Below are 20,553 nucleotides of genomic sequence, written 5' to 3'. Positions count from 1 at the left end.
GAAACAGTTGAAGAATACTAATCACATATTTTTTTCATCGATCATTTTTGTGATATGGGTCTCCGCTGAAACCTTTTCTCAAACCGATTCTTCATATCTCAGGACAGAAGAAATACTGGAAGACATTCTTCAAGAACCTGTTGGAGAAATTGATAATTCCGATTTGTATGAACAGCTTGAATTACTGATGCTTAATCCTGTTAACCTGAATACCGCAAGTGTGAACGAACTTTTATCAATACCAATTATGGAAATCAATGCAGCAAAATTGATTGTCGAACACCGGAAAAAGTTCGGAAATTTTTTCTCTGTTAATGAACTTTATGCAGTTGAGAATCTGGATAACACACTTGTTCAAAAAGTCACTCCTTTCCTGTATGTCGAGAAACCCACAATCGAACAGCCTGAACCACCAGGAACATTCGAGACTATTTCTGCACAATCAAATATTCTTTTAAGAAGCAGATTGATAAACTCACTCCAAATGAATAAAGGATTCTCAGAAAATAAATACATAGGCACAAAACCAAAAACATACAACAGACTGCTTGTTAAGTATAACAATCAGTTCCAGGCTGGTTATCTTGCTGATAAAGATGCCGGTGAAATGGATTTCAATGAGTTTTCTTCCTTTCACATAGCAGTAAATGATTTTGATTTCCTCGAGAAAGCTGTTATACTCGATTATCAACTGGAGTTCGGACAGGGATTAACGTTCTGGAGTCCTTATGCTTATTCCAAAGGAGCAGATGCAATTGTTCCTGTTAAAAGACGAGATCGTAACATCAGACCATACACCAGTTCAACCGAAAATAATTTTTTCCGTGGAGCGGCGGCGGCATTCAGATTTGGGAATTTTGTTTTCACGGGGTTTTATTCGAACAATGATTTTGATGCTAATATTGACAGCACAACGGGTAAAATAACTTCAACTCCTGTGGATGGTCTTCACAGAACTACCAATGAAATACTTAAACGAAATTCTGCAAACGAAAAGATGATGGGAGGTAGAATTGATTACCGGTATGAAAATACTCTCAATCTTGGAATGATTTATTATCAATCACAAATAAGCAACGAATTTCAACCATCTTCTGTATATGATATTTCAGGTGATAAACTCAACTACACTGCGGTATCATATAATTTACTTCTGAATCGATTCAATTTTTCAGGGGAATTTTCATATAATGGAATATCAGTTGCTTCAATCAATATGATGCAGTTTCTAATAACCAACAATTTTACTTTTATTACTTCTTTTAGAAATTATCCGAGGAATTTTTACAGTCTCCATGGTTATGCTTTCGGTGAAAGAAGCGGAGCGACACAAAACGAAGTTGGAATATACGCGGGATTTAAATGGAGAACTCCAATCGGACTTTTGAATTTTTATTATGACCAGTTCAAATTTCCATATGCAACTTTCTTTAATCCAACTCCAACACAGGGGGATGAATATCTCGTGGATTTCCTTTCAAAGCCGATTAACAAATTTGAAATAAGAGGACGATACAAATATGAAAATAAAGATCTTACTGAAGCAGTAGATAATACAAAAAATGTTGTCAAACGCTTAAGACAGGTTTTCCGCGGTGAACTAATCTATTCAATTTCAAACACAATCAGATTGAGAGGAAGATTTGAATACAACACATTCAGGATAGCTGCAACCGGAGAGAACGAAAATGGTTACTTGATCTTCCAGGATGTGAGATATTCGCCATCTGTCAATTTAAATGTTTACGGAAGGATTATTTTCTTCAGAACAGATTCTTTCGATTCAGCTATTTACGAGTATGAAAATAACCTTACTGGCGTTTTGACAAACGTTCCGCTTTATGATGAAGGAATAAGATGGTATCTGTTAATACGCTTCAGACCTCACAAAATATTTACTATTTCTGCTAAATACTCTGAAACTTACAAGCCGGCTGAAAGATCTCTCGGTTCCGGAGACAATTTAATACAGGGCAATCTGGATAACTCTGTATCGGTGCAGCTTGATGTAAACCTATGATTATGCTGTTCCACTTCCGCTCAGAACAATAATTTAATTTCGAAACTTGTTCTATTTTTCAACTTATTTAATATATTTACAGCGACAAATTAGACGGTATTTAACATAAATAAATAATTGTAATTGTTAGGGGAAGAAGAAGTCATTATTTGGCTTCTCAACCCAAATGCGGGAACCATTAAAACAGAAAAGACAGAACATAGATGCTTAGTTCAAAAATAGATTTCATCTCGAAATACAATGATTTAGTTCTCTACGCACTATCCACAGCCAAGGAATTTCCTGATAATCTCTGCGATTATCTCGTAAATGAATTTGAATTTGAAGCTGTAGTACTAGCAAAAGTTAAAGATAAAACTTTTGAGCTTTTAGGTAAGTCAACATCAGCAAGAAAATCACTGGTAGATGGCTCGGAATTATTTTGTAAGAATTGTGAATCACTCCTTAATCCCTCAAACGAAGTAACTTTTGAAATGAATCCGAAATGCGAATTCAAAGCAACGGATTTAGTGGTTGTTGAAGGATGCTTATACATACCCGTTGCAGATGATGAAAGAGTTATTCTTAAAATTGCAAAGAAGAGTGAATTTACAAATGTTGAGAAGGATAACCTTATCATTGTAGGTAATACAATAAGAAATCTTCTGCGTATCTGGATGGGTAAAAAAGGCGGATTAAGTTATTCTATTAGCGAGATAATCTCTACGGTAGGTCCTGAAATAAGAACACCTATAAATAGTATTTTAGGATTTGCTTCGTTGCTTAACGAGGAAAATTTATCTCAGGCACAGCATGAATATCTTTCAACACTTAAGGAAAATGCATACGAACTGCTTTCTCTCCTGAATGACCTGATCGACCTGGTAAAGATAGAAAGCTTTAAGGGTGTTGAGGAATACACCGAAATAAATATAGTTAATTTCTTCAGTGATATCCTTAAAGGATTTGAAGATAAAAATTTTCGAAACAGAATTGAGATAATATCAAACATCGATAAAGGATTGCCGAAATCCGTAAAATGCAACTCGCAGAAACTTCATTATATTATCACGAACCTGATAACAAATTCACTTCGCTTAACCGAAAGAGGAAAAATAAGTGTTGCTGTTTTTTCACCAGAAAAGGACAGGCTGACAATCAGAATTTCTGATACAGGTGTGGGTATACCTTCCGACAAGATGAAAGATCTTTTCAATCCTTTTGCATTGACTGATCAGTACATAACTACAATTGGGAATACTACTGGTCTGGGCTTAACACTTGTAAAAAGATATGTCGACTTTTTGAATGGTGAACTGAATGTTACCAGCACTATCGGTAAAGGAACCACCTTCAACTTAACAATTCCTGTAGAAGAAATTTCAATAATAGAACAGCAGATAAGCAGCCTGCCAAAACCTGATTTTACGAATAAAGTACTCGTTGTTGAAGACGATTACGCAACATCTAAACTTCTTTCAAATTATCTTCACAAATGGGGATATGAACCAACCATCGTTAACTCCGCTGAACAAACTCTGAAAGTAATTCAGAAAGAGCAATACCTCGCGATATTAATGGATATCGTTTTACCGGATGCAAACGGTTTAGAGCTGCTTCACAAAATACGGGAAACCAGTAATGCTAAATCAACACCGGTAATTGTTTGTTCCGTGGAAGCAGAACAGCAGAAAGCTTTTCTGATGGGTGCGGTTGAGTACTTTGTAAAGCCGATTAATTACAAATATCTCATCGAAGTATTGACAAACTACCGTTTAAGGAAGGATTCAAATATCCTTCTGGTTGATGATGATATTCCAAGTCTTAACTTGCTTAAAGAAGCGGTTGAACGAAATGGATTTAAAGCAATTGCATTTTCAGATTCAACGCGCGTACTTGATGCGATACAAAACATCCATCTAGATTTAGCAATAATCGATCTTGATATGCCTGAAATTGATGGAATTGCTCTTATTGAAAAAATTAAATCTCTTGGAGACATTTAAAATCTTCCAATTATCATTTACACCGGTAAAGAAAATTTTGAAGAAGATATCAGGCGAATTGATGGTCTTTTTGAAAATCTGCTCAGGAAAAGCAGCACGAGTATCGAGGATCTTCAGCAGACAATCAACCAGATGATTAATCGTTATGAAGAACCATCATCGCAGGAAGAGGTCAAGGAGAAAAAAGATACTGTAAAAATTCTTTTGGTTGAAGACTATAAACACTCACAAATTATTGTAACCCGTTTATTAAAGAAAAATGATTTCGACTCAATAGTTGTTGTTGAGAACGGACAGGAAGCACTGGATGCAGTCAAACAACAACACTACGATCTTATTTTAATGGATATGCAGATGCCTGTAATGAATGGATTTGAAGCAACTAGAAAAATCAGGGAACTGAATGAATATAAAGACACACCTATTGTTGCACTGACAGCTTTTGCAATGAAAGGAGATAGAGAAAAATGTCTTGATGCCGGTGCAACTGATTACATTCCAAAACCAATTGACAGCCACGAATTCATTCAAAAAGTAAAATACTATACAGAGAAAAAATTGGTTGCAAAATAATCCACGCTTCTCTCCTCTTAATTATTTAAGCATTTACTTCGTTATCTTTACATTTAAATTTTTAGTTTAATTTAAAGTATGACGATAAATAAAACTCCGAGAGTACGATTCGCTCCAAGCCCAACTGGTTATCTGCATATCGGCGGATTGAGGACAGCATTATACAATTATCTTTTTGCAAAAAATCAGAATGGCAAATTGATACTAAGAATTGAAGATACTGACAGGAAAAGATTTGTTGAAGGTGCTGTAGAAAACCTGATCGATACATTAAACTGGGCTGGAATTAATTTTGATGAAGGACCAGGCTTTGGAGGAAGCTTCGGTCCGTATATGCAATCAGAGCGGCTGAACATTTATAAAGAACTTGTCGAAAAGCTTGTGTCCGAAGAAAAAGCTTATTATTGTTTCTGCACACCTGAGAGACTTGAACAACTGAGAGAAGAACAGCAGAAGCAGAAACTCCCACAGGCTAAATATGATAAACATTGTCTTCATCTTTCAAAAGAAGAAATCGAAGAGAAGTTAAATTCTGCGATACCTTTCGTAATAAGATTGAATATCCAGCCGAATCAGAAAATTACCTTCAATGATGTTATTAGAGAAACTGTTGAATTTGATACTGAGAACATTGATGATCAGGTTCTTCTAAAAAGTGATGGCTACCCAACATATCATCTTGCAAATGTAGTTGATGATCATTTGATGAAAATCACTCATGTTATCAGGGGAGAAGAATGGCTGTCTTCAACACCAAAGCATATTATTTTGTATGATTATTTCGGCTGGGAAAAGCCGGTTTTCGCACACCTCCCTCTTCTGCTGAACCCTGATAAATCAAAATTGAGTAAAAGACAGGGCGATGTTGCAGTTGAAGATTACAGAGATAAAGGCTATCTAAAAGAAGCGTTGATTAATTTCGTTGCACTACTGGGATGGAATTACGGTGACGACAAAGAATTTTATGAAATGAATGAGTTGATTGAAAAATTTTCACTTGAAAGAGTTCACAAAGCCGGAGCAGTTTTTAATCTGGAAAAATTAAACTGGCTTAATTTTGAACATCTTCGCAAAAAACCCGATTACAAAGTACTGCTAATTTAAAATCAGAAATTGCAAAGTCTGAATTTAAAGACAATGTTTACAGTGATGATTACCTGCTTAAAATAATATCTGCAATGAAAGAAAGAGTTTCATTTGTAAAAGAATACTTAACAAAAAGTACATACTTTTCACTGCACCTGAAGTTTATGAAGAACAGAATCTGAAGAAAAGATGGAAAGAAGATTCGGCAGAATTACTCGGAAAGCTGAAAGAGAAATTTGAATTGCTTAACAATCCTGTTAAGGAAGATTTTGAAAAAGCTCTGGATGAATTGGCAACCCAGTTGAATATCAGCAAAGGCAAATTCGTTCATCCGCTAAGGATTGCAGTATCAGGAGTTGGTGAAGGCCCCGGAGTTTATGATATCGTCGCAACGCTTGGCAAAGAAGAAACACTAAAAAGAATAAATACAGCATTACAGAAATTGAGCTAACTAATTCTAATCCTTTTATGAATCAAGAAGAAAATAAAAACGAAGTTAAAAAACCTTCAAACTTTATCAGAGAAATTATTGACGAAGATCTGAATTCAGGAAAGCACAAAGAAATAAACACCCGCTTCCCTCCTGAACCAAACGGTTATCTGCATATCGGTCACGCAAAGTCTATTTGCCTGAATTTTGGTTTAGCAATCGATTATAAAGGAAAATGTAACTTACGTTTTGACGATACGAATCCTACTAAGGAAGAACAAGAATATGTTGATTCTATTAAAGAAGATATTCGCTGGCTCGGATTTGATTGGGAAGACCGTGAGTATTATGCATCGGATTATTTTGAACAGTTGTATGAATATGCAATAAAACTCATTAAAAAAGGAAAAGCTTATGTTGATTCACTGAATGCTGATCAGATAAGAGAATTAAGAGGAACACCGACCGAAGCAGGTAAAGAAAGTCCTTACCGCAGCAGAACTGTAGAAGAGAATCTTAATCTATTCGAAAGAATGAAGAATGGAGAATTCAAAGAAGGTGAATATGTTCTTCGTGCGAAAATTGATATGTCATCACCAAATTTGAATATGCGTGATCCGGTGATGTACAGGATTCTTCATAAATCACATCATCGGACAGGAAATAAATGGTGCATTTACCCAATGTATGATTGGGCACACGGTCAGTCCGATTCCATTGAGCGAATCACTCATTCACTCTGCACACTTGAGTTTGAAAACCACCGACCTCTTTATGACTGGTTCATCGAGGAACTTGAAATTTATCCGCCACGTCAGATTGAATTTGCTAGATTGAATCTGAGTTATACTATTATGAGTAAACGGAAACTTCTCGCGCTGGTTGAAGGTAAATATGTTGACGGATGGGATGATCCCAGAATGCCAACCATTTCAGGATTGAGAAGAAGAGGCTACACTCCAGAATCAATCAGAAACTTTTCTGACCGTGTGGGAATTGCCAAACGTGAAAATACAATCGATGTTTCACTTCTTGAGTTCAGTGTTCGCGAGGATTTAAATCTTCATTCCAAAAGAGTAATGGCCGTTCTAAACCCCTTGAAAGTTATCATCACAAATTACCCGGAAGATCAATCTGAGGAACTCGATGCAGTTAACAATCCCGAAGATCCTTCAATGGGAACACGGAAAATTCCTTTTTCAAGGGAGATATTTATTGATAGAGATGATTTCAAAGAAGTTCCGCCACCAAAATTTCACAGGTTATTTCCTGGAAGTGAAGTGCGTCTGAGATATGCTTACATAATTAAGTGTGATGAAGTAATTAAAGACTCTACTACAGGTAAAGTTATCGAACTACGTTGCACTTATTTCCCTGACACAAAAAGCGGATCAGGAACAAGTCAGAAAAAAGCAAAAGGAACAATCCATTGGGTTTCAGCGAAACATGCATTTGATGCTGAAGTCCGATTATATGACAGATTATTTTCAGTAGCCGATCCCGAAGGAGAAGATGGAAAAGAGTTTACGGATTTTCTAAATCCGAATTCACTTGAAATTTTACGTGGTTGTAAGCTTGAGCCATCTTTGCAATCCGCAGATGCTGGTGATAAATTCCAATTTGAGAGAACAGGGTACTTTTGCGTTGATTCCAAATACAGCAAAAAAGGTTCGCCAGTATTTAACAGGATTGTTACACTAAAAGATTCGTGGGTAAAAATTGAACAGGCAGGGAAAAAATAGACCAGGTTTCTTTCCTGATAATCAGATTTGTTTCAGTACAGATCTCTTCTTTCGTTCCTAAATTAAAAGTTAACTGCGACCGACAAATTTATAAAGGTTAAGAATTTTCAATAAGTTATTGATGGCATCTCTGTCGAATGGATTAGGAATCTTATTTATATCTTTATATTCTTTTATGATTCCGGTTAGCTTACCTAATCCATCAACCATTCTCTGGATTACGTTGCCATTATCCTCAATGTCATAATAACCTTCTTTTCCGATGAAAGTTTTCATTTGTAATCCCTCACTCCTAATTAATTTATAAATTATAATTCCATAAAATCATCATAATCATCCAGCTCGAGTTCGTTCATACTGATATCTCCGTAGCCGTTGTTATCAATGATTTCATATATCTGTTCATTGTCAACGCATTCAGGATCAAGACAAGGTTCTTCATCCGAGAAAAGCGGCAGATCTTCATCACTGAAGAATGAATCAAAAATTTGTTTTTGCTGTAGATGTTTGTTCACTTTTTATACCTCCTGTTGTTTATGGATATATTTTCATATTAGATGCCAACAATAATGCCAGAACTGACGCAGCGACAATTTTAACTCGAAGAAAAAAATTGTTTTAATTCTTATCCAATAAAAGCAATTTAATCTGTACAAATGTGTAATAGAATTAGAATTGGAAGCAATAAAGAGTCACTTTTGCAGGAGAAATTTCCACGTTGAATATATTTTACATGATTCCACGCATAATTTGACGTTTTGGAATTGCCATATCGGATGAAGTTCTTTAATTTTGCCGGGTTCATTTTAGTTCTTAGAAAAAGTATTTTGCCGAAGTGGCGAAACCTGTCTACCGACAGGTAGATTGGTAGACCTGCCTACCGCAGGCAGGCACGCTGAACATAAAAGTATGTACACAGTATATGCAATGAGAAGTAAATGGAAAAACTACATTTATGTCGGAATGAACCTTGACTTGCTTGGGTATTTGAAAAGACATAATGATGGTCGGGAAAAAACGACTAGACCTAATCGACCTATTGAGTTGATTTATAAGGAGTTTCAACTACCAAGAAAAGATGCACGTTCAAGAGAAAAATATTTTAAGTTTGGTTTAGGAAAAGAGTTCCTAAGAAGAATTAGTTAATGCCGAAGTGGCGGAATTGGTAGACGCGCTGGACTCAAAATCCAGTCTGGCTTACACCAGGTGCCGGTTCGAGTCCGGCCTTCGGTACTCATTCAAACCCTCTTGAGGAGGGTTTTATTTTAGGAGAAGGTCTGAAACTTAGCGTTAGTAAAATATCTGGAATAATTTTAACAAGCGTTTTTCTGGGATTAATAGTCAATTATTTTAATCCAAAAGGAATCTCTTTGGTACGTGAAAAGATAGAATTAAAATGGGCACCTGATTCTCTTTTCAACAATTCACTTGAAGATACAATTTCCGTTAAAACAGATTCTTCAGCTTTATTACTAACTGAAATTGAAAAGCAAGTGGTTGAAGCAAAACAAAAAGAAGAAATAGCTAAATCAGAAAACAATCCCGTTACGGAAGAAAAAGAAAAAACCACTGAAGAAATTAAAGAGATCGTAGCATTTACAGAACCTCAGGCCATAACACTCGAACAGGCTTATAAACTCTACACAAAAGGCGTTAAGTTTGTCGATGCTAGAGATGAAGCAGATTTTATCGCAGGACATATCACAAATTCCATAAATATTCCATTTGACGATTTAGATAATCATAAACAAAAGTTTGAGCTTCTGTCCAAAGAAAAACCGATGGTAATTTATTGTGCGGGTACTGAATGTGACTTGAGTATTCTCCTCGGGAATTTGCTTTTTGAACAAGGTTACAAACAGGTTTATGTTTTCTTTGGTGGCTGGAATGAATGGCTCGAAGCAAATTACCCTACTGAAAAATCTTCTGAATAATTATGGTAAATAAATTTTTAGAAAATAAATATCTACTGCTCTGTATAAGAATTTTCCTTGGTTTTATTTTTGTTTTGGCTGCCATAACTAAAAGTAACAGATTCAACTTGTTTTCTCAATCGATATATAATTATAAACTGCTGCCGGATTTTACAATAAACTTTTGCGATTGCTTTTCCGTGGATTGAATTGGTTGCTGGTGTCCTTCTGATTTTTGGAGTTTCGGTAAAAGAGAATTCTGCTATTCTTAGCAGTTTGCTTTTAGTATTTATCATTGCGATTATAATTAGTGTTGCAAGAGGATTAGATATTGACTGCGGTTGTTTCGGAACTGTTGATGGCGCTAAAGTGGGTTTAGTAAAAATTTTAGAAAATGTTGGTTTGCTGATACTTGGACTGATATTAATTAAATTCGATTCTAATTTTCTTTCTCTATCAAAACAGTAAATATTCATTCTTAATTTTTGATACTTTCCATTGTATCTCTTAACACGCCAAGTGATCTCTGACTAAGTATATCAATCTTAATCAATCCCAAATCTTCAATTGAATACATATCGGGTTGTGTAACGATTAGCCCGAGACCTTTGTTTTTTGCGTACTCAAGTGCAACGTAGTCGGTTATTTTTGTTGGAGTGATTACTATCCCACCGGGATGAATTGAAATATGTCTTGGATATCTTGCAATCTGTGAGGCAATATTTACAATAGTTTTCCACGGTTCCTGTTTGAAGTTCAATTTTTTTGATTCAGGAAAAAGCTCTGCAAGATGAGGAAGGTTTGCCGCATCTGTCCACGGAATTTTCCTGCTAAACTTTGATATCTCTTCATTAGTAAAACCAAAAGCCTTTGCTACTTCTCTGAATGCTGACCTTGCTCTAAAAGTCACCGTTGTTGAAATCATAGCAACTCTTTCGTATCCATATTTTTCAAAAATATACTTTATGATTTCATCACGTTCCTTCCAAGAAAAGTCAATATCAAAATCAGGCGGAGAACTTCTGGCTTTGTTTAAAAATCTTTCGAAGTAAAGATTGTGTTCAAGCGGATCAATTTGTGTGATTCCAAGACAATACGCGACGAGACTATTCGCCGCTGAACCTCTTCCTATAGTCATCATTCCCCTTTTCTTAGCTTCATTCACAATATCCCATACAATCAAGAAATAATTTGAAAATCCCATTTCAATTATAACGGATAGTTCCATCTCAGTTCTTTTTCTTGCTACATCAGTAATGTGATTAAATCTTTTTTCGATACCTTTAAAGGATTCGTTCCATAATATTGTATCAGCTGAAATATTTTCAGGAGTGGAATAAACCGGAAACTTGTAGTCGTTTAATTTTAAATCGACATTACAATCTTTTGCAATCATCTCAGAGTTTTGTAATGCCAGCGGAATATTTCTCCACTCACTTTCAATAAGTTTTGGATCTTTGAAATAAAAATCCTCATCTGCAATATCTTCACTTTGAAGATTGTCAATATTTTTTCTCAATCTGATTGCAGTAAGTACTTTATGAAGCAGATAATCATCCTTATTTAGAAAGTAAATTGGATTTGCTGCAACTATATTGAATCCCTTCTCTTCGGCAAACTGGTATCGCATCCTGTTATTTCTTTTTTCACTTTTAGCAGCAATCAGTTCGATGAAAATGTTTTCTGTGGGTTGAATGTCTTTAACAATTTCAATTGATGGAGTAAGAATAAAAAAGTTATCCAGCTTTTTCAGCAACAGACTATTAATATTAAAGTCATCATTCAATTTCCTTGAAGTAATAATTTGGCATAATTCAGAATATCCTCTGCTGTTTTTTGCAAGAAGAATTATATACTCCTTTGGGTTCTTAGGAGTATCAATCAAACTTCCGATAATTGGATTGATCTTTTTTCCTTTTGCAAGTTTGTAAAATTGGATTGTGCCGTGCATTGAATTCTTATCTGTTAGAGCAATCGACGATAATCCGAAATCAGATGCTCTTTGAATAAGCTTATCGACAGAAATAGTTCCTTCCAAAAAAGTATTATTTGAATGCACGTGAAGCGGAATCATCTGAAATTATGAAAGTTATTTTATAAAGAAATGTATTAATAAAATTTTAGAAGAGAAAGACAGATATGATTGAAATATTATTTGAACGCTTTATCTGAAATGTCTTTGCGATAATAAATGTTTTTAAATTGAATACCCTCAAGTGCCTTGTAGGCAAGATCTTTTGCCAAAGTTAAATTAAAATCTGGTAATACTGATGTAACACCAAGCACCCTTCCCCCATTAGTAATAATTTTTCCATTAACTTCTTTTGTGCCTGCATGATAAACAATAATGTCAGCTCGTAATTCATCAAGTCCGGTTATTTCAAATCCCTTGTCGTATGAATCCGGATAACCTTTTGAAGCGGCAACAACACAAACCGATGAACCACCATTATATTCAACTGCTGCTTTATCGATTTGGCCAAGCGCAGCTGTATAAAGTAATTGAAGAAAGTCACCTTTAATTACCGGCAGAACGACTTGTGTTTCAGGATCTCCAAACCTGCAGTTGAACTCGATTACTTTTGGTCCTACTTCTGTAATTATCAAACCGGCATAAAGACATCCAATGAAACTTGCATTTCTTTTATTAAGATTTTTTACTACGGGATACAAAATTCTGTTTTTTATTTCTTCAAACATTTTGGGTGTCACAATAGGTGCCGGCGCATAAGCACCCATTCCGCCAGTGTTTTTTCCAGAGTCATTATCTCCAATTCTTTTATGATCCTGGGATGCTGGCAAACAAACAAAATCATTGCCATCGCAAATGGCAAACACAGATACTTCTTCCCCTGTTAAAAATTCCTCGACAAGAACTTTCTCTCCTGATTCTTTAAATACATTATCATGAAAATCAGGTTAAGAGCTTCCTCTGCTTCCTGCGAGTTCTGACAGACAAAAACACCTTTGCCAGCAGCTAAGCCATCAACTTTAATTACACAGGGATATTTCTTTGTTCTTATATACTCTTTTGCTGGTTCGAACATATTGGAAGTGAATGGAAGATATTTTGCAGTAGGAACTCCAGCATCTTTCATTACTTTTTTAGCGAAATGTTTTGAAGATTCTATCAGAGCGGCTTCTTTATTCGGACCGAAAACATTTATTTTATTTTCTCTCAATATGTTTGCAAGACCTTCAACTAAAGGCTGTTCAGGACCAATAACTACAAGATCAATGTTTATTTGTTTACAGAACTCGATAATCTTTGAATGATCGGAGATATCAATCTGTATATTATCACCAAGAAATTTCGTTCCAGGATTACCGGGAATGATATATAAATTTGTTAATTGAGAACTTTCTCTAATTTTAAGTGCAAGCGCATGCTCTCTTCCACCGGAACCAATTATAGCTACATTCATTTACACTCTGAGTACTTTGTTCATTTGTTTTGCAAGCTGCTCGGTTAACAAATCACGTCTGAATGATTCCACATACTTTTCATCGGGAGTTGGTAATTTCCCTTCCTTATACAGATTATAAACATGTATTATCGTATCCTTGATCTGTTCAATATTATCAGGCTCCGTAATAAAAGCGGCTTTGTATTCAGTGGCTGCTATTTTCGCTGCACCTTCAGGCACACATGCGATAATTGGCTTCTTTGAACCTATATATTCGTATACTTTCCCGGGAAGAATTGTATCAATATTTTTTCTTTTACCTACCATGAACCATAAAATATCAGCAGATTTTAATTTTGCAATTGATTCTGCATGATTGACATATCCATGATCTTTAACAAAGGACTGAAGATTTAATTTGCGAATCAACTTTTGATTTTCCTTCCTTAAAAATCCTACGAAATGAAGTTCAATGTTGGAGGCGATATCAGTTCTTTCAATTGAGAGTTGCTTAAATGCTTTTAGAAAATATTCGGGCGTGCTGTAGACTAAGAATATTCCAGAATACATGAGAACCATTTTATTCTGGGGTTTGGGTTGAGGAGAGATGTTATCAAAATCTTCCTGATCATAACCGTGGGAAACAATTGTAACATCGTTAAATGTTAAGAATTTGTAATTATTGATTAGATTTTCTTTTAGCTTCCTATTAGTTGCAATAATTATATCTGCTGCTTTAAGTGCCCGGTATTCTTTTTTCTTATGTGCAATTCTATGAAATGGAGTTGGGTAAAAAGAAAAATAGCTATCAACCCAAAGATCTCGGTAATCAAGAATTAAAGGAATGTTGTGAGTTTTTTTAATTTCACTGAAAACATCAAATTGACTGAAAGGTGGTCCTGAAATAAATATACAGTCAAAATGTTCATTCGATAAAAGTTCTACGCTTTTTTTGTAAGCTATTTTAGACCAAGAAAGTTTATTATCAGGAATAAAAAATATCTGGCTGAGTCTGTTGAATGTTTTACGAACAAACTCACTGGGAAGTTTTACGGTTCCTTTTTTTGATAATAGTGAATTTGGATCAGCACCAGAAACTCTGATTACCCTGATCCCGGTTTCATCCAATTCTTTTTGAAGTGAATTATCATGAGCAAAATATGCAACTTCAGCAGTTGTAACTACCGTCGGTTCCCAGCCATAATTTTTCAAATACTTTAGAAATTTAAGTGTGCGTTGTACGCCACTTAAACCCATTGGAGGGAAATAGTAAGCAATAACAAGAACTTTATGCATTATTATAAATCGCCCTTTATAGAAGCCTATGATTTAACCTGATAATTAGGAGCTTCCTTGGTAATTATTACATCGTGTGGATGACTTTCCTTTAAACCTGCAGAAGTTATTTTAACAAAGGTAGCATTCTTTCTTAGAGCCTCAATATTTTTAACTCCGCAATATCCCATTGCTGCTCTTAGTCCACCAACTAACTGATAAATAGTATTTTCTAATGGACCTTTGTAAGGAACTCTTCCTTCAACACCTTCCGGTACTAATTTGGCTATATCATCTTCAACATCTTGAAAATATCTGTCTTTACTTCCCTCTTTCATTGCACCGAGACTGCCCATTCCTCTGTATGATTTGAAGCTTCTTCCTTCATATAAAATTGTTTCCCCCGGACTTTCTTCAACACCTGCAAAGAGACTTCCAATCATTACACTGTGTGCTCCCGCAGCCAATGCTTTTGCCACATCACCAGTCTGTTTAATTCCACCATCTGCAATCACTGGAATTCCATATTTTTTTGCTGCACGGTACGAATTCATTACTGCTGAAATCTGAGGTACTCCAACTCCGGCTATTACTCTTGTCGTACAAATCGAGCCAGGACCAATTCCAACTTTTATGGCATCTACTTTACAATTTATTAAATCAAGTGATGCTTCGTAAGTTCCTATATTACCAGCTATTAACTGAATATATCTGAATTTTTCCCTTGCTTCCTTAATAGTTTTAATTACTCCAGCTGAATGACCATGGGCTGTATCGATTATTATTGTATCAGCACCTGCTAAACTTAATGCATGAATTCTTTCAAAGGTATCTTTGGTAACACCCACTGCTGCTCCCACTCTTAATCTACCATGTTCATCTTTGCAAGCATTTGGGTGCTTCTTCTTCTTCATAATATCTTTAAAGGTAATTAATCCTTTTAGAATTCCTCTTTTATCAACCACCGGCAACTTTTCGATTTTATACCTTTGAAGAATTTTTTCCGCTTTCTCTAAAGTAGTTCCTAATGGAGCAGTGACAAGGTTTTCCTTTGTCATCAACTGTGAGACTTTCAGCTTTTCATTCGGTTCAAAGCGCAAATCTCTGTTCGTGAGAATGCCGACTAGTTTCTTTGAATTATCAACTATGGGTATGCCTGAAACACTGTACTTTTTCATCAACTCCAACGCTTCTCTAATTGTCTTATCGGGCGAGAGAGTAACCGGATCCTTTATCATCCCACTTTCTGATCTTTTAACTTTATCAACTTCTTCACATTGTCTTTCGATACTCATGTTTTTATGGAGAATCCCTATACCACCTTCTCTTGCTAAAGCAATCGCCAGATTTGATTCAGTAACGGTATCCATCGCGGCTGAAATAATCGGAATATTAAGTTTTATTTCAGGAGTAAGATATGTAGTAACATCAACTTCCCGAGGAAGGACGGATGATTTTGCAGGAACCAATAAAACATCATCAAAAGTAAGAGCTTCTTCTATTTTGAATTTATCATTCATAGTGATTCCTGTTAGTTAATCAAATGCTGGGATTCCTGTTATGTCTTCGCCAAGAATAAGTGTATGCATTTCGTGGGTGCCTTCATATGTTTTAACGGACTCTAAGTTTGCTGAATGCCGCATTATCGGGTATTCATCGAGAATTCCGTTTGCACCATGAATTTCTCGAGCTATCCTTGCAATCTCAAGTGCTTTTTCGCAGTTGTTTCTCTTCGCCATTGAAACGTGAACATGTTTTGCTTCGCCTTTATCCATCAGTCTTCCGAGCTGCAAATTAAGTAACTGAGCTTTGGTAATTTCAGTTAACATATAAACAAGTTTTTCCTGTGTCATCTGATAACCTGCTATCGGCTTGCTAAATTGTTTCCTGCTCTTTGCATAATTCAGAGATGAGTCATAACAAGCCATCATCGCACCGACAACTCCCCAGGCAATACCATATCTCGCCTGATTTAAACACATTAATGCGTTTTTTAATCCTTCAGTTTTTGGAAGAAGATTCGTTACAGGCAGGAAAACATTATCAAAAATTAATTCTGAAGTTACTGATGCCCGGAGAGAATGTTTACCTTTCATCTCTGGTGCGGTAAATCCTTTCATTCCCTTTTCAACTAAAAATCCTCGTACAACTCCATTCAATTTTACCCATACTACGGCAACATCAGCGAGTGTTCCATTTGTAATCCACATCTTTGCTCCATTCAGAACATAACCGCCATCGACTTTTTCAGCTTTAGTAACCATCCCTGAAGGATTAGAACCATAATCTGGTTCTGTTAAACCAAAACAGCCAATTGCTTTTCCACTCGCTAAAAGTGGCAGCCATTTATCTTTCTGTTCTTCACTTCCAAACTTGAAGATTGGGTACATTACTAATGAGCTTTGAACTGAAACGAAACTTCTTATTCCGCTATCTCCTCTTTCAAGTTCTTGTGCAATCAAACCATATGAAACATAATTAAGTTCTGCACAACCATATTTTTGAGGAAGTGTATTTCCATATAATCCCAATTCAGCCATTTTCGACACAAGATGCATTGGAAATGTGGATTCTCTGTTATGCTTTTCTATTATTGGAATTACTTCATCTGATACAAATTCGCGAACAGTATCCCGAATCATTATCTCTTCCGGAGATAGAAGGGACTCAATATTATAATAATCTACGCCTTTAAAATTCTTCATACTTAATGATTTTAGGAATAAAAATTTATTTATCAAATCTATCAAAACACACTTTGATATACAATTAAAACATTCCTGCTAAGGTTAAAGTTCTGTTGAAAATATTAACTTGATAATTAACCAAATTTGTCAAAACTTGCCTACCGTATTGTGAAAAACTCCATAATTAAATACCGTTCTTCTGCTGCAAGTATAATTCTGCTTTGCTACCTGTTCATTTTTTCCATAAATATTTTTCATTATCACAATTTTGATTTTAAAAGTACTGCAGTTTTTAATTTCAATAGCGATTCAACCTCACAACACAAAGCTGGTAATTCCGGGTTTGGATGTTTCATCCATCAAAATTTTAATTCACTTCACACATATACTATCTACATAACATCTGTTTGCGATTTTCACCTGAACTTTCATTCATACACGGATCTCAGTTTAGAACATTCACTAATAACTAAATTATTCAATTCAACAAATCAGCTAAGAGCACCTCCTTTTTTCTGCTAAGCTCTCGAATTTTATCTCTCGTTTTCTTTTGTCGTAAAAAGATTCATTAAGTTTATTAACCTAAAGGAGAAATTTTATGCAGAATCTGATCTTCTCAGTTCTGATTGTTTTTGGGTTTACTATTGCGTCAGCACAAACTTCGATAAACCCGGATATAAGTGCGATAGGCACATTTAACACATTTACAAACTTTATTAAAGATACACCGGAGTATGGAAAATTAAATTTTGATCTTCCGGAGTTCGAATTATTTGTTGACGGTTATCTAAATCCTTACGCCCGCGCAACTTTCAATGTTGCTTTTCATGATGGAGAATTCCACGGTGAAGAGATTTATGCGCAGATTGTCCGGGGATTACCGCTGGATATTCAAATAAAAGCTGGAAAATATTTATTAGGATTTGGAAAAATTAATACAATTCATCCTCACGCCTGGTCGTTTATTTACAGACCATTATATCAGCAGATTTATTTTGGTGAAGAAGGATTTAATGATGTTGGTGCTGATTTCAGTATTATTCTCCCAACAGGAGATATTTATACAACTCTTGATTTGGGAATCTTCAAAGGCGATGCATTAGTAAATGAACATGATCATGAACATGAAGAAGATCACGAAGGCGAAGAAGAAGATCATTTTGAATTAGAAAGAGGAAACAGTCCAATTTTTGTTGGACGACTTGGATCATTTTTTCCTTTGGGTGATTTCAGCAATCTTGAATTTGGATTAAGCGGATCTTATGGAGTTTATTCAAAAGCAGATTTTTATACATCTGAAGACTCAACAGCACTTCCTGAGAATAAATCTTTAAATTATTTATACGGTGGAGTTGATTTCAAATACAAATACAGACCCAACTCTTACACTGCCCTGACAATTCAAGGTGAAGCATTGTGGAATAATCGCAATGTTCTCCGGACAAATGATCTTGGCTTAGATTTTCAGGAAGACATTAACACCTTCGGAGCTTTCATTTACGTTGATTATCAGTTTAATAAAATATTCAGTGTCGGTGCAAAATATGATTTCACTTATGGAATAATTGGCGATGAATTGTATTACAACACACTTGCAAACGATGATAAAAATAAAACTTCAGGCATTGAGGGATGGTTCGGTTACTACCCATTTGAAGAAACTCTCGCACTCAGATTAGGTGTTCAGAATCTTTCTTTCAACTACGCTGATGGAACTCAGAGTGATAGTGAAACAACTATCAATCTTCAATTAATTTTCTCTTTGGGTCCCCATAAAGCTCATCCATTTTAAATTTTGAAAGGCAATAAAATGTTTAATAAGATAATTCTAATTCTGTTAATATTCTCAATCAGCAGCTTTGCACAAATTAAAGTTGTAACAACAACAACTGTTATTTATGATCTGGTAAAAAATGTCGGCGGGGATAAAGTAGAAGTTGATTACATTTCACGGGGGGATCAGGATGTACACTTTCTTGAAATTCTCCCAAGCTACATGATGAAACTCAGAAAAGCTGATATATTTTTTCAAATTGGTTTACAGCTTGAAATGTGGGCTCCCCAATTAGTTGATGGTTCCAGAAATTCTTCACTTAAAATTGTTTATTTGTCTGATGCGATTGCTCCAAAAGAAATTCCCACAACAAAGATCGATGCCAGTCAAGGAGACGTTCATCCGCAAGGGAATCCACATTACTGGCTTGATCCAGAGAACGCAAAATTGATGGCAAAGAAAATTTATGAGGAATTAGTAGAGCAATCACCAAACGATGGATCATACTTCAAAAAAAATCTTGATAATTATCTGTCAAAGCTGGATAAGAAAGTAGCGGAATGGCAAAATAAAATGGCTCAGTTAAAGCAAAAGGAAATGATTTTCTTCCATTCTTCATGGATATATTTTACTGACAGGTTTGGAATAAAAATCGCAGGATATGTTGAACCAAAACCGGGTATTCCTCCAACACCGTCACACAATGCTGAGATCATCCGGATAATTCAACAAAAAGATATTAAGTTGATAGTGACTGATGTTTTTTACAGTGACAATGCGCCAAACCAAATTGCAAAAGCAAACGGAGCGAAAGTAATCAAAGTTCCGACACAAGTTTATGGAATAGAGAATGTTAACTCATACATTGAAATGATGGATTACATCATTAATCAAATGACGGCAAATGGATAAAAATAGTACGCTAATAAAATTTGATGACGTTTCTATTGGTTACGGAACAAAGGTAATTCATAGAAATATTAATATTGAAATAGAGAAGAATGATTTCATTGGATTGGTTGGACCTAATGGTTCCGGCAAAACAACTTTTTTAAAGACATTACTTGGAAACATAAAACCGCTGTCAGGAGTGATTGAGAAAAAAGATATAATATTTGGTTATGTTCCGCAGCGGGATACTGTTCAGCCATTGTTGCCCTATACAGTGCACGACGTTGTTATGATGGGAAGATATTCACTTATGGGTCTGCTCAGGAAGCCATCGAAATCTGATGAAGAAAAAGTTGAAGAGTGTATGGAAAAAGTTGGTATTGCTCAGTTAAAAAATAATAACTATAACAGTCTGAGCGGCGGACAACGACAGAGAACACTAATTGCCCGAGCGCTTGCAGTTCGACCTGATGTTTTGATTCTCGATGAACCGACGAACGGAATGGATACTCCTTCACATTACTCTTTACTCAATTTAATATCGGATCTACATTTAAATAGAAATCTTACTGTGCTTCTTGTCAGTCATCTATTGAGTGATGTTGCTAACCTCGTAAAAAAATTAATGCTGTTTGAAAGCGGTAAATTTCAAAGTGGGTCAATCGAGGAAATGCTTTCAGAAAAAAATCTTGCACAGACGTACTCAGCGGATATCCGGGTGAAAAAAATAAACGGAGAGTTTTATATTTCTTCAAGGCATGGTGAATAAA

Annotated in this window: 19 protein-coding genes, 1 tRNA gene and 1 pseudogene; 14 read left to right on the top strand and 7 right to left on the bottom strand. The window is 35.4% G+C overall.

All coding sequences use genetic code 11. From position 1 onward, the window contains the following. Positions 1-7: 7 nt before the first annotated feature. The 6 genes from IPM14_14505 to IPM14_14480 all read left to right on the top strand — a co-directional run bounded on the left by IPM14_14505 (position 8) and on the right by IPM14_14480 (position 7,836). Positions 8-2,020 carry a helix-hairpin-helix domain-containing protein gene (locus tag IPM14_14505; protein ID MBK9099297.1) on the top strand — a complete coding sequence of 671 codons (2,013 nt, stop codon included), beginning with the start codon at positions 8-10 and terminating at the stop codon, positions 2,018-2,020. A gap of 203 nt (positions 2,021-2,223) precedes the next feature. Further along, the gene (locus tag IPM14_14500; GenBank protein MBK9099296.1) at positions 2,224-4,005 is read left to right on the top strand and encodes a response regulator; all 1,782 of its coding nucleotides are present in this window, start codon (positions 2,224-2,226) and stop codon (positions 4,003-4,005) included. A 132-nt stretch (positions 4,006-4,137) separates the two neighbouring features. Next, positions 4,138-4,578, top strand: coding sequence for a response regulator (locus IPM14_14495; protein MBK9099295.1), 441 nt, complete (start codon positions 4,138-4,140; stop codon positions 4,576-4,578). Positions 4,579-4,656: 78 nt separating this feature from the next. Further along, positions 4,657-5,682 carry a glutamate--tRNA ligase gene (locus tag IPM14_14490; protein ID MBK9099294.1) on the top strand — a complete coding sequence of 342 codons (1,026 nt, stop codon included), beginning with the start codon at positions 4,657-4,659 and terminating at the stop codon, positions 5,680-5,682. Positions 5,683-5,905: 223 nt separating this feature from the next. Beyond that, on the top strand, positions 5,906-6,115 hold the full coding sequence (locus tag IPM14_14485) for a hypothetical protein (GenBank protein ID MBK9099293.1): 210 nt from the start codon (positions 5,906-5,908) through the stop codon (positions 6,113-6,115). Between the two features lie 17 nt (positions 6,116-6,132). Further along, a complete protein-coding gene (locus IPM14_14480; protein MBK9099292.1) occupies positions 6,133-7,836 on the top strand; it encodes a glutamine--tRNA ligase/YqeY domain fusion protein in 1,704 nt (567 codons plus the stop codon). A 69-nt stretch (positions 7,837-7,905) separates the two neighbouring features. On the opposite strand, the gene IPM14_14475 is transcribed toward IPM14_14480, so the two are convergent. Both IPM14_14475 and IPM14_14470 read right to left on the bottom strand, forming a co-directional pair. Further along, entirely contained in the window at positions 7,906-8,112 is a 207-nt protein-coding gene (locus tag IPM14_14475) for a hypothetical protein (GenBank protein MBK9099291.1), read from the bottom strand. A gap of 32 nt (positions 8,113-8,144) precedes the next feature. After that, entirely contained in the window at positions 8,145-8,351 is a 207-nt protein-coding gene (locus IPM14_14470; protein MBK9099290.1) for a hypothetical protein, read from the bottom strand. 394 nt (positions 8,352-8,745) lie between these two features. Here IPM14_14470 and IPM14_14465 point away from each other — a divergent pair, with 394 nt between their 5' ends. The 5 genes from IPM14_14465 to IPM14_14445 all read left to right on the top strand — a co-directional run bounded on the left by IPM14_14465 (position 8,746) and on the right by IPM14_14445 (position 10,217). Continuing rightward, positions 8,746-8,982, top strand: coding sequence for a GIY-YIG nuclease family protein (locus tag IPM14_14465; protein ID MBK9099289.1), 237 nt, complete (start codon positions 8,746-8,748; stop codon positions 8,980-8,982). Position 8,983: 1 nt separating this feature from the next. Next, a tRNA-Leu gene (locus IPM14_14460) sits at positions 8,984-9,069 on the top strand. 137 nt (positions 9,070-9,206) lie between these two features. After that, a complete protein-coding gene (locus IPM14_14455; GenBank protein MBK9099288.1) occupies positions 9,207-9,770 on the top strand; it encodes a rhodanese-like domain-containing protein in 564 nt (187 codons plus the stop codon). A gap of 2 nt (positions 9,771-9,772) precedes the next feature. Next, positions 9,773-9,958 (top strand): hypothetical protein, encoded by a 186-nt coding sequence (locus IPM14_14450; protein ID MBK9099287.1) that lies wholly within the window; start codon positions 9,773-9,775, stop codon positions 9,956-9,958. A 1-nt stretch (position 9,959) separates the two neighbouring features. Next, the gene (locus tag IPM14_14445) at positions 9,960-10,217 is read left to right on the top strand and encodes a hypothetical protein (protein ID MBK9099286.1); all 258 of its coding nucleotides are present in this window, start codon (positions 9,960-9,962) and stop codon (positions 10,215-10,217) included. A 10-nt stretch (positions 10,218-10,227) separates the two neighbouring features. On the opposite strand, the gene IPM14_14440 is transcribed toward IPM14_14445, so the two are convergent. The 5 genes and pseudogenes from IPM14_14440 to IPM14_14420 form a co-directional block, all read right to left on the bottom strand. Beyond that, positions 10,228-11,823 (bottom strand): DNA polymerase III subunit alpha, encoded by a 1,596-nt coding sequence (locus tag IPM14_14440; protein ID MBK9099285.1) that lies wholly within the window; start codon positions 11,821-11,823, stop codon positions 10,228-10,230. 77 nt (positions 11,824-11,900) lie between these two features. Further along, positions 11,901-13,174: pseudogene (purD, locus tag IPM14_14435) on the bottom strand (phosphoribosylamine--glycine ligase). After that, positions 13,175-14,452, bottom strand: a complete 1,278-nt coding sequence (locus tag IPM14_14430) for a glycosyltransferase family 4 protein (GenBank protein MBK9099284.1) — start codon at positions 14,450-14,452, stop codon at positions 13,175-13,177. A 26-nt stretch (positions 14,453-14,478) separates the two neighbouring features. Then, positions 14,479-15,951, bottom strand: coding sequence for an IMP dehydrogenase (gene guaB, locus IPM14_14425; protein ID MBK9099283.1), 1,473 nt, complete (start codon positions 15,949-15,951; stop codon positions 14,479-14,481). A 15-nt stretch (positions 15,952-15,966) separates the two neighbouring features. Continuing rightward, a complete protein-coding gene (locus IPM14_14420) occupies positions 15,967-17,136 on the bottom strand; it encodes an acyl-CoA dehydrogenase family protein (GenBank protein ID MBK9099282.1) in 1,170 nt (389 codons plus the stop codon). Positions 17,137-17,716: 580 nt separating this feature from the next. On the opposite strand from IPM14_14420, the gene IPM14_14415 reads away from it, so the two are divergent. Genes IPM14_14415 through IPM14_14405 form a run of 3 tightly spaced genes read left to right on the top strand, consistent with a single transcriptional unit; the run spans position 17,717 to position 20,552 of the window. Further along, positions 17,717-18,910: a hypothetical protein gene (locus IPM14_14415; GenBank protein MBK9099281.1), complete on the top strand. Its 1,194-nt coding sequence runs from the start codon at positions 17,717-17,719 to the stop codon at positions 18,908-18,910. A gap of 18 nt (positions 18,911-18,928) precedes the next feature. Then, positions 18,929-19,804: a zinc ABC transporter substrate-binding protein gene (locus IPM14_14410; GenBank protein MBK9099280.1), complete on the top strand. Its 876-nt coding sequence runs from the start codon at positions 18,929-18,931 to the stop codon at positions 19,802-19,804. Then, on the top strand, positions 19,797-20,552 hold the full coding sequence (locus tag IPM14_14405; GenBank protein MBK9099279.1) for a metal ABC transporter ATP-binding protein: 756 nt from the start codon (positions 19,797-19,799) through the stop codon (positions 20,550-20,552). The genes IPM14_14410 and IPM14_14405 overlap by 8 nt, the downstream gene beginning before the upstream one ends. The last annotated feature ends 1 nt before the right edge of the window (position 20,553 follow it).

The organism is bacterium (genome assembly GCA_016716565.1).
In the GTDB taxonomy this organism is placed as follows: domain Bacteria; phylum Bacteroidota; class Ignavibacteria; order Ignavibacteriales; family Ignavibacteriaceae; genus IGN2.
The sequence above is the reverse complement of the archived record's forward strand: the minus strand, read 5'-3'. Positions and strand labels throughout refer to the sequence as shown.

What these genes read in the sequence shown, in the direction of transcription:
- IPM14_14500 (MBK9099296.1), top strand. Translation starts at nt 2,224, where the DNA reads ATGCTTAGTTCAAAAATAGATTTCATCTCGAAATACAATGATTTAGTT.
- IPM14_14480 (MBK9099292.1), top strand. Translation starts at nt 6,133, where the DNA reads ATGAATCAAGAAGAAAATAAAAACGAAGTTAAAAAACCTTCAAACTTT.
- guaB (MBK9099283.1), bottom strand. Translation starts at nt 15,951, where the DNA reads ATGAATGATAAATTCAAAATAGAAGAAGCTCTTACTTTTGATGATGTT.
- IPM14_14490 (MBK9099294.1), top strand. Translation starts at nt 4,657, where the DNA reads ATGACGATAAATAAAACTCCGAGAGTACGATTCGCTCCAAGCCCAACT.
- IPM14_14410 (MBK9099280.1), top strand. Translation starts at nt 18,929, where the DNA reads ATGTTTAATAAGATAATTCTAATTCTGTTAATATTCTCAATCAGCAGC.
- IPM14_14430 (MBK9099284.1), bottom strand. Translation starts at nt 14,452, where the DNA reads ATGCATAAAGTTCTTGTTATTGCTTACTATTTCCCTCCAATGGGTTTA.
- IPM14_14475 (MBK9099291.1), bottom strand. Translation starts at nt 8,112, where the DNA reads ATGAAAACTTTCATCGGAAAAGAAGGTTATTATGACATTGAGGATAAT.
- IPM14_14440 (MBK9099285.1), bottom strand. Translation starts at nt 11,823, where the DNA reads ATGATTCCGCTTCACGTGCATTCAAATAATACTTTTTTGGAAGGAACT.
- IPM14_14465 (MBK9099289.1), top strand. Translation starts at nt 8,746, where the DNA reads ATGTACACAGTATATGCAATGAGAAGTAAATGGAAAAACTACATTTAT.
- IPM14_14450 (MBK9099287.1), top strand. Translation starts at nt 9,773, where the DNA reads ATGGTAAATAAATTTTTAGAAAATAAATATCTACTGCTCTGTATAAGA.
- IPM14_14495 (MBK9099295.1), top strand. Translation starts at nt 4,138, where the DNA reads ATGATTAATCGTTATGAAGAACCATCATCGCAGGAAGAGGTCAAGGAG.
- IPM14_14415 (MBK9099281.1), top strand. Translation starts at nt 17,717, where the DNA reads ATGCAGAATCTGATCTTCTCAGTTCTGATTGTTTTTGGGTTTACTATT.
- IPM14_14405 (MBK9099279.1), top strand. Translation starts at nt 19,797, where the DNA reads ATGGATAAAAATAGTACGCTAATAAAATTTGATGACGTTTCTATTGGT.
- IPM14_14420 (MBK9099282.1), bottom strand. Translation starts at nt 17,136, where the DNA reads ATGAAGAATTTTAAAGGCGTAGATTATTATAATATTGAGTCCCTTCTA.